The sequence below is a fragment of the Mycobacterium colombiense genome, assembly GCF_001672755.1.
Taxonomy (GTDB): domain Bacteria; phylum Actinomycetota; class Actinomycetes; order Mycobacteriales; family Mycobacteriaceae; genus Mycobacterium; species Mycobacterium colombiense_C.
The window spans coordinates 1-8,484 of the sequence record NZ_LZKI01000170.1; the positions used below are offsets into that span (position 1 = coordinate 1).

At 64.7% G+C, this 8,484-nt stretch carries 9 protein-coding genes and 2 pseudogenes; 4 read left to right on the forward strand and 7 right to left on the reverse strand.

Translation table 11 applies throughout. The features are described from left to right. Positions 1 to 183, forward strand: a pseudogene (locus A5708_RS28060) (dihydrodipicolinate reductase); the annotation flags it as partial. 139 nt (positions 184 to 322) lie between these two features. On the opposite strand, the gene A5708_RS22140 reads toward A5708_RS28060, so the two are convergent. The 6 genes from A5708_RS22140 to A5708_RS22160 form a co-directional block, all read right to left on the reverse strand. Then, entirely contained in the window at positions 323 to 751 is a 429-nt protein-coding gene (locus A5708_RS22140; protein ID WP_065030679.1) for a hypothetical protein, read from the reverse strand. A gap of 14 nt (positions 752 to 765) precedes the next feature. Then, the gene (locus tag A5708_RS22145; RefSeq protein ID WP_065030680.1) at positions 766 to 1,461 is read right to left on the reverse strand and encodes a hypothetical protein; all 696 of its coding nucleotides are present in this window, start codon (positions 1,459 to 1,461) and stop codon (positions 766 to 768) included. Next, positions 1,458 to 1,586 carry a hypothetical protein gene (locus tag A5708_RS27845; protein ID WP_269199404.1) on the reverse strand — a complete coding sequence of 43 codons (129 nt, stop codon included), beginning with the start codon at positions 1,584 to 1,586 and terminating at the stop codon, positions 1,458 to 1,460. Before A5708_RS27845 ends, A5708_RS22145 begins: the two co-directional genes overlap by 4 nt. Positions 1,587 to 1,601: 15 nt before the next feature. Next, the gene (locus A5708_RS22150; RefSeq protein WP_065030686.1) at positions 1,602 to 2,402 is read right to left on the reverse strand and encodes a CbbQ/NirQ/NorQ/GpvN family protein; all 801 of its coding nucleotides are present in this window, start codon (positions 2,400 to 2,402) and stop codon (positions 1,602 to 1,604) included. Between the two features lie 22 nt (positions 2,403 to 2,424). After that, positions 2,425 to 3,954, reverse strand: a complete 1,530-nt coding sequence (locus tag A5708_RS22155; protein WP_065030681.1) for a nitric oxide reductase activation protein NorD — start codon at positions 3,952 to 3,954, stop codon at positions 2,425 to 2,427. Positions 3,955 to 4,142: 188 nt separating this feature from the next. Next, positions 4,143 to 4,790: a hypothetical protein gene (locus A5708_RS22160; RefSeq protein WP_155766135.1), complete on the reverse strand. Its 648-nt coding sequence runs from the start codon at positions 4,788 to 4,790 to the stop codon at positions 4,143 to 4,145. A 319-nt stretch (positions 4,791 to 5,109) separates the two neighbouring features. Here A5708_RS22160 and A5708_RS22165 point away from each other — a divergent pair, with 319 nt between their 5' ends. Beyond that, positions 5,110 to 6,210, forward strand: coding sequence for a dihydrodipicolinate reductase (locus A5708_RS22165; protein ID WP_065030683.1), 1,101 nt, complete (start codon positions 5,110 to 5,112; stop codon positions 6,208 to 6,210). 21 nt (positions 6,211 to 6,231) lie between these two features. On the opposite strand, the gene A5708_RS22170 is transcribed toward A5708_RS22165, so the two are convergent. Continuing rightward, positions 6,232 to 6,831 carry a TetR/AcrR family transcriptional regulator gene (locus A5708_RS22170; protein ID WP_065030684.1) on the reverse strand — a complete coding sequence of 200 codons (600 nt, stop codon included), beginning with the start codon at positions 6,829 to 6,831 and terminating at the stop codon, positions 6,232 to 6,234. A gap of 205 nt (positions 6,832 to 7,036) precedes the next feature. On the opposite strand from A5708_RS22170, the gene A5708_RS22175 reads away from it, so the two are divergent. Together A5708_RS22175 and A5708_RS22180 are read left to right on the forward strand one after the other, a co-directional pair. Further along, on the forward strand, positions 7,037 to 7,825 hold the full coding sequence (locus tag A5708_RS22175; protein WP_065030685.1) for an SDR family NAD(P)-dependent oxidoreductase: 789 nt from the start codon (positions 7,037 to 7,039) through the stop codon (positions 7,823 to 7,825). 64 nt (positions 7,826 to 7,889) lie between these two features. After that, positions 7,890 to 8,484, forward strand: a pseudogene (locus tag A5708_RS22180) (dihydrodipicolinate reductase); the annotation flags it as partial.

Genomic DNA, 8,484 nt, shown 5'->3' on the forward strand with positions numbered 1-8,484 from the left:
ATTGTCGCCAACCCGACGCTGGAGCTGGTCGGATGTTATGCCTGGTCGCCGGAGAAGGCCGGGCGCGACGTCGGCGAGCTGTGTGGCATCGAACCACTGAATGTCAAAGCCAGCAACGACATTGACGCGCTGCTCGCGCTCAAGCCGGACTGCGTGGTCTATAACCCGATGTTCGCCGACGTCGCGCCCGGCCTTCTCCGGCGACCAGGCATAACATCCGACCAGCTCCAGCGTCGGGTTGGCGACAATCGCTTTGACCGAGCTCTTGCCGACGTTACCCGTCGTCCACTGGACGACCCGGTAGGTCAACGGGCCGGCCCCGTCATGGGTGCGACGCCGCGTGCTGGCGGGCCAGCCGCTCGTCGTGGATCTTGACGAGTTCGCGGAATCCCAGCCGGTGATACTTCGGTATCGGCTGGATGCCCCACACGTCCTGCGCGGTGGCCTTGCCCTCGGCGCCCTCGGGCGGGCCGAACGGGGGGTAGGGGTACTTGCACTCCAGCGTGTCGTTGGAATACCGGATCTTGAGCAGCTCACTGCAGATCTGGGTGAGGCTCAGCGTCGGGTAGCCGTAGTAGACGGCCATGAACGGCAACGTGAAAGCGCCCTCGATCACCAGGGCCACCAGGCACACCAACACGGCCCGCTTTATCCATTTGTGCATCCGCGCGTAATACGGCGTCGTCCCCGGCTCGAGTTCGGTGCTCGGGTCTTTGTCTTCGGCGGCTGCCGGTACGGAAGAGCTTGTCATGGCACTACTCCTTATTAGTCGGAGAAGATTTCGCGGTTGACGGTATGCAGATAGGGGATCGCGAGGAACGGGGTGATGTAGAAGATGTCGTAGAGCCACCAGCCGATGACCGGGAAGACGACTCCGGCGTACCGCACGTCGGCGAACATGGTCATGTTGAAGACGTAGGCCGACCAGATCACCACGCCCATCCAGCACGTGACGACCATCCACTGATGACCCCACCGCTTCATCTGCAGGAAGCCGATCGCCGCGGCCACCCGCATGGAGAAGACCGTGAGGATCAGGCCGGCCACGTAGGCTTTCTCGCCCGGCCCGGCGGCGCCCCCGACCCAAAGTTCGTTGTAGTGCCAGAAATAACCTGCGTCGAACATGTTGCCCCAACCGACCATCAGCACTCGGTTGATCAGCGTGTGGTTGGCCACCAGGTCCAGGGCCCAGCCCAGGCTGTTGAGCATTCCGTCGATCAGCACCAGATAGCCGATCAGGGTGACGATCATGGGCCGGACCGACAGCCCGGCGCGCAGCGCCTGGCGCTGCAGCCACACCCCCCGCATGAAGATGGGAAAACCGATCAGGCCCGGCGCCCACATGCCCATCAGGCCGGCGCCGACGATCATCCATTTATCAGCGCGGCGCTGAGCCTGGCGGGATTCGTCGTGGTGATCCTCGAGCCCGACCGAATGCGCCTGCGCGGCAGGAAGAGTCACAGATTCCACCACCCCCGTGCAAAGGACATATAGAGCTGGATGCCGAACATCGCCAGCAAGTAGCCGTAGATGAAGATCTGGAAGACGATGAGCGCCCTCTTGCGCTTCTGTTCCTGTCGGTCCATGCGGGTTTCTCCTCTCTAAGAACTGCTCGATGCGTCGGCGGCGCCCAGGCTGGCGGCCGCGACTTCACGAAGGCCGTCGGTGACGGCGCCGTCGGTGCTCAGCGGCGCGAGAATGCAGGCGTCGGCCGCATCCAGTTCGGTTGCGCCCGAGGCGATCAGCTGTGCCGCGGTGACCAGCACTCGGGTCGACGGCGGCTCGAAGTGGAACGCTTGGTCGGCGGTGCGGATCGCGACCGCGCACCCGACCAGCCGCCGGGCCGTGGCCAACGGGATTCCCGATTCGGCGACGATCACCTCCGCCTCGCGGTCCGGCGGCAGGTAGTGCATCGCCAGCGTGGCGAACCGTTGGCGGAACGAGGGTTTGAGCTCCTTGAGCGAGCTGCGGTATGCGGGGTTGTAGGAGCACACCAGCATGAACTCATCCGGCGCCTTCACCACCTCGCCGGCCCGGTCGAGGTACAGCGAGCGCCGGTGATCGGTGAGCGAATGCAGGATCGCCAGGGAGTCGTGGCGGGCCTCGACGACCTCGTCGAGATAGCAGATCGCGCCGGCTTTGACGGCCCGGGTCAGCGGGCCGTCTGTCCAGACCACGTCGCCGCCGGTCACCATGAAGCGGCCGACGAGGTCAGAGCTGGTGAGGTCGTCGTGGCAACTGATGGTGACCACCGGTCGCCGCAGCAGTGAGCCCATGTGCTCGACGAAGCGGGTCTTGCCGCAGCCGGTCGGGCCGGTCAGCATGACCGGGATCCGTTGGCGGAAGGCCTGCTCGAACAGCTGGACCTCGTTGCCGTTGGCGAAGTATGTGTCGATGGTCATCTCTTCCTCAGTCGGCGGGCGTTCACGCGGCAACCAGTTCGCGATGGACATGGGCCAGTACCCGGGGCAGTTCCTCGATGCGCCGGATCCGCTGCGACCGGCGCGGCCCGAACACCTCGGGCAGGGGATCGACGCGGGTGGGTCCCACGCCCACGTAGTAGATCGACACGCCGGCCTCGTTGGCCTCCTCGACCGCGTGCGCGGCATCCGCCCAGGCATAGCGGCCCTCGTATCCCTCATCGGAGATCAGTCCGTCGCCGATGACGATCAGCAGGCGGCGCTCGGAGGCCTGCGCCAGCAGCCGGCTCGTCAGATGGCGAAGCGGCGCACCGAGTCTGGTGTATCCCCGGGCGGACAGGCCGAGTCCGCTCGGCGGTACGAACCGACGATCTTCGAAGTCCTTCAGGCAGCGCACCTCGACACGATGGCGGGTGTTGCCGGTGAAGACGAAAACACCGTGACGCTCGCGCGCCAGCGTCATCGCCCGCGAAAGCGCATCGGCACAGGACAATTCCAGTTGGAATACGCGTCCGCCGTGCACCCCCAGCGACGAACTCCCGTCGAGCAGTAGCGCCGTGGTGACGTCGCGGCTGCTGGGCAGCAGGTCGCGGAATACTTTCGGCTCCTTGGCCTCGCCGGTCGCCAGGTCGATGTAGTGGTTGACGTATTGGTCGACATCGAGGTCGGAGCCGTCTTCGAGGCGGTTCGTCATCGCGCGGTGGGTGTGTTCTTCGAACCACTTGCGCAGGTCGACGGCCACCGGCACCGGGCGGCGGGCATGCCGGCCGTCGGCGTGCTCGACAACGGCGACGTGGTCTTGCATGAATCGCTGTGTCCACATGTTCCATTCGGGATAGGGGATCCCGAGCCGATGTTGCGGTGTGACGTCGAGATCGTTGTCCTGTGGCCGGCTGGGCGGCGGCAGGTTGGGGTTGCGGACGCCGCCGTCGCCGCCGACCGGAACCGAGTAGGGTCGCGGCAGGCGCTGCTGTGTTGTGGTCCACGGCATCCTGCCGAAGCTACGTCGCAGCTTGTCAGCCAACCCGTGCGGCGCGGTGTATGCCAGCGGCAACGAGCCCATTAAGGGATGAAGGGTCAGATCCTGGCGCGTGGCCGCCAATGCGATTGCCAGGTCGAGCATCTGGACGGCGGGCATGTCGCCGTTTTCGATGTCGACTTCGGGCAGCAATCGCCGGACCTCGGGCAGCAGGCCCGGCCACCGCGACGCGATCCAGCCGAGGGCGACGCCGCCCTCGACCAGTGTCAGCGCACGCAGCTCGCGAGCCGAGAGCTCGTTGAGGCGATACTCGGTGACTCGTTCTTTCGACGGCGAACATTGCAGCGCCACAGCGCATGTCAGAGTCCTACGTGTCCACTCGGGCGGTGCGGGGTAGGGGACGTGAACGAACGTGAGCGCCGCGTTCACGCCGAAACCCCGCCGGTCGCCGGTGACCAGCCGGACGCCTTCGCGACGTTGATCGCTCAGTGCGACCGCCGTCACCGAGCAACCCCGTTCCAGCGCCATCGCGTGACCGTCGGACTGGTCAATCATCGGCGAAACCCCATGCGCTCCGACTACCCGGGCCGCGGTTCAGAAGGTGCCGATGTTGGAGAACAGCCAGTACCAGAACCAGATGATCAGTCCGGTGCCGCCCCATGCGGCGACGTAGCGAAGGATCTCCCATAGATAGCCCATGATGTGACTTCCTCGGTGGCGTAGTGGATTTCAGGTTGCACATTTCAGTCGGAGAAGAGTTCGCGGTTGACGGTGTGCAGATAGGGGATGGCCAGGAACGGGGTGATGTAGAAGATGTCGTAAAGCCACCAGCCGACAACCGGCAGCACGACTCCGGCGAAGCGCACGTCGGCGAACATGGTCATGTTGAAGACGTAGGTAATCCAGATGACCACGCCCATCCAGCAGGTGATGACCATCCACTGATGGCCCCAGCGCTTCATCTGCAGGAAGCCGATGGCCGCGGCGATGCGCATGGTGAATACGGTCAGGATGAGGCCGACTTCCAAGGCCTTCTCGCCGGGGCCCGCGGCGCCGCCGACCCAGAGCTCGTTGTAGTGCCAGAAGTAGCCGGCGTCGAACATGTTGCCCCAGCCGTTGAGCAGCACCCGGGCCAGAATGGTGTGGTTTGCCACCAGGTCGAGCGCCCATCCGACGGTGTTGATCGCGGCGTCGATGATGACGAGGTAGCCGAGCAGCGTGACCAGCATCGGCCGCACCGAGAGGCCGTTCCGTTGGGCCCGGCGCAGCAACCGCACTCCCCATCCGAACAGCGGCAGGCCGAAGATGCCGAGGGCCGCGGTGCCGATCAGCAGACTGCCGGAGATCAGCCATTTGTCGGCCCGGCGCTGCGCGAGTTGCGAGCGTTCCATGTGCTCGTCGATGGTCAGGCTCGCTCGCGTGGTGCCGCTTGACTCGAGCTTCGGCAGATTCACGAACCCTCCCCGCCATCGACACTGATTGGATCGGCGTCTGCACTATAACAGGCTGACTGTAGTCAGCAGAAGGCGTCGAGCAGATCCACGCCACTGCGTAGCACAACAATGGAATTCATGCCGAGTGCCGTAGTACAAGCCGTACCACCGAGCCACTTCTACTGACGAAAGTCAGCCCCGAATCGTTGACATGAGGTTTCAGGGACGCCTACGCTCAGCGAGCGCTCAGCCGTTGCGGCCATGCAAAGGGGTAGCAATGACTCTCACATCGCCGGCCGAAAAGAAATATCGCGTGATCCAGTGGGGCATGGGCAATGTCGGAACGGTCGCGCTACGTCACTTCGCGCACAATCCCGCCTTCGAAGTTGTCGGCGTGCTCTGTAATCGCCCGGAAAAGGTGGGCAAGGACGCCGGGGAGCTGGTGGGCGTCGCGCCGATCGGGGTGCTCGCCACCACCGACAAGGCGGCGATCGAAGCGCTCGACGCCGATTGCGTGTTTTACGCGCCGCTGTGGTCGGATCCCGACGAGGTCTGCCGCCTGCTGCGCTCGGGCAAGAACGTCGTCGCTTCGGGCGGCGCGTGGTGGTTTCGAACCGAGCACAGCCAGGCCGACATCGACAAGATCGACGCGGCTTGCCGTGAGGGCGGGACGTCGTTTCACGCGGGCGGCGTCAACCCCGGTTTCGCCGGCGACCTGCTGGTCCTGACGTTGGCCCGCATCGTCAGCCGGATCGACGCCATCCACATTTACGAGGTGGTGAACTTCGGCAAGGACACCCTGAAATACCTACACGAGATGGGAATGGGAAGCGACCCCGAGGAATTCATGGCCGGGCCGAACCTGCTGGGCAACGCGTGGCCGCTGTTCGCCCAGTCGATGGCCATGGTGGTCGATGGCTTCGGGAAGACGGTCGACAGGTACACGACCGACGTCGAACTGGGCACGGCAACCCGCGACATTCCTTTTGAAGGGGGGCCGTCCAGTGACATGCCGGGCTTCAAGGGCACTATCAAGAAGGGCACCGTCGCCTCGCAGCATCACAAGTGGACGACGTGGGTCGACGGCAAGCCCCTTATCACCTTCCACGAGATGTACACCATGGACGAATACGATGCCATTGAGCCGCAGCCGGATTGGGGCGGACACTATCACTACCGCATCGTGATCGACGGCGACGAGCCCACCGAGTTGATCCTGCAGGCGCCGGCCGACCCTGAAGGCAACTATCCCAAACCGGGCTACACCTGGACCGCGATGGGCCCGGCGAACACCGTTCCGGCCGTGTGTGATGCCGCGCCCGGATTCCTGACTCACAAGGAGCTCGGGTTGGTGCCGCTGCTCGGCGTGGTCCGCTAGCGCGCGGAAGACGCAGCAACGTCAGGGCTTCAGGCTGCGCAAAGTCCTCGCGACGTAGTCCTCCAGCAGGGCATGTCCTGTAGGCCAGTGGTTGGTGGTGATCAACAGCGCGTAGAGGCCCAGCAAGAAGAACACCGCGCTGTTCATGGGATTGACCGCTTGGTCCGTCTCGCCGCGTTGCTGGGCCTGCTCGATTTCCCTGGCGACCAACACGATCAACGGGTGGTCCCGGCCGTCTTCGGTCTGCGGGCGGGTCTGGGAGAAGTGCAGCGCGAGAAAGTCATTGAAGAGCAGGTCGCCCAGTCGACGTTCCAATCCGACCACCAGGCGGACGGCCTCATTCAACGCGGAAGCGAGATCGTGCTTGGACTTGAGGAATTGCGCGAACTGCTTGGCGATCCGGTGCTCTTCGCGGCGCTCCAGCTCCAGCAGCACATGCTCCTTGGTGGGGAAGTGGAAGAAGAAGGTCCCGTGGGCAACTCCCGCGGCGGCGACGATCGCGCTGACGTCGGCCTCGGCCATGCCGGCGCGAGCGAACTCCGCGATCGCGGCGCCCATCAAACGCTCCCGCGTCTGCAGCCGCTTGGCTTCTCGTGCCGACAGCCGGTCCGTCACAGCCATTGTCAATCCTCACAGTTGACCTGACTCATGCCAAAGTGGCCAGGCTCAATCGACCATTATGCCGTGCCGCCGCCAAAAACGCTTGCATAACTTGATCATTCTCGGTCCCGTCCCGCTGCCACCGCCAACCGTCCGAGCTATTCGTTGACGTTAGTCAGTAAGTTTCCTAGATTGAACGGCGCACACACTCATGAGGGAGCCCGCCATGGCGTTGGAGCAGTTCCAGCTGGATGGCCAGGTCGCCATCGTCACGGGCGCCGGGAAGGGCGTCGGGGCGGGCATTGCCCGGGTGTTGGCGGAGGCGGGCGCCACCGTCGTCGGGACCGCACGCACCGAAGTGGATATCGTTGGCACGATTGAGGGTATCGAGGCCGCGGGTGGCAAGGGCCTGGCGCTGGTAGCGGATGCGATGAGCCGTCCGGACGGAGAGCGCGTGGTGAACACCGCCATGGAGCGCTTCGGCCGCATCGACATTCTGGTCAACAATGTCGGTGGTTCCACTTATGCGCGTTTCCTGGACATCACCGACGAGGATTTCCGGCACACCTTCGACTGGTGCGTGACGTCGGCCTTCATCATGAGTCAGCTCGCGGCCCCGCACATGCTTGCCGCGGGACACGGCTCCATCGTCAACATCTCTTCCGGTTCGGCCCGGTTCGGCATCCGGGCGTTGACGGCGTACTGCGTCGCGAAGGGCGCCCTGGAAGCGCTCACCCGTGCCATGGCCCAGGAACTCGCGCCCAAGATCCGCGTCAACGCCATTGCCCTGGGGTCTTTCGCCACCGACGGCCTGCGGGGCAGCCTGGATCTGATGCCGGGGTCACTGGAGAAGATGCAGGAGGCCACGCCGCTGCATCGGCTGGGCGACGTGGAAGACCTCGGGCGGCTCACGGTATACCTCGCCACGCGCGACTGTTACGCGACCAACGCGATCTTTCACGTCGACGGTGGCATCGACTCGAACAATTCGCCGCTGCCGATACCGGATTACTGACCCCGCGCGGCGTTCGAACGCGACATGATGGGTCGTCACCCACCGCCGGAAGGATCAGGCAGCCGTGCGCAGAGTCATCCAATTCTCCACCGGAAACGTTGGCCGCCATTCGTTGCGGGCGATCATCGGTAGGCCAGACCTGGAACTGGTCGGCGTGCACGCCGCCGGCGCGGAGAAGATCGGCCGCGACGCGGCGCAGTTGTGCGGGCTCGACGAACCGACCGGCATCGTCGCCACCGATGACATCGACGCCCTGGTGTCCCTGGGCGCCGACTGCGTCGTCTACACATCGCAGGGTGAGACCCGGCCGATGGAAGCCATCGGGCAGATGTCCAAATTCCTTTCCGCGGGAACGAACGTGGTCGGCACGTCGATGGTCTGGCTGGTCACGCCCCGCCACGCCGACGACTGGTTGCGCGAACCGCTCGAGCGTGCCTGCGCGGCCGGTAGCGCCTCGCTCTACGTCAACGGCATCGACCCCGGATTCTCCGGCGACACGCTGGTGCACTCGGCGGTGAGCCTGACCACCCGGGTCTCTTCGATCACCGTGCAGGAGATCTTCGACTACGGGAATTACGATGACGCCGAGTTCACCGGTGCCGCAATGGGTTTCGGGTCCGCTCCGGACGACGACTCGCCGATGATGTTTTTGCCCGGAG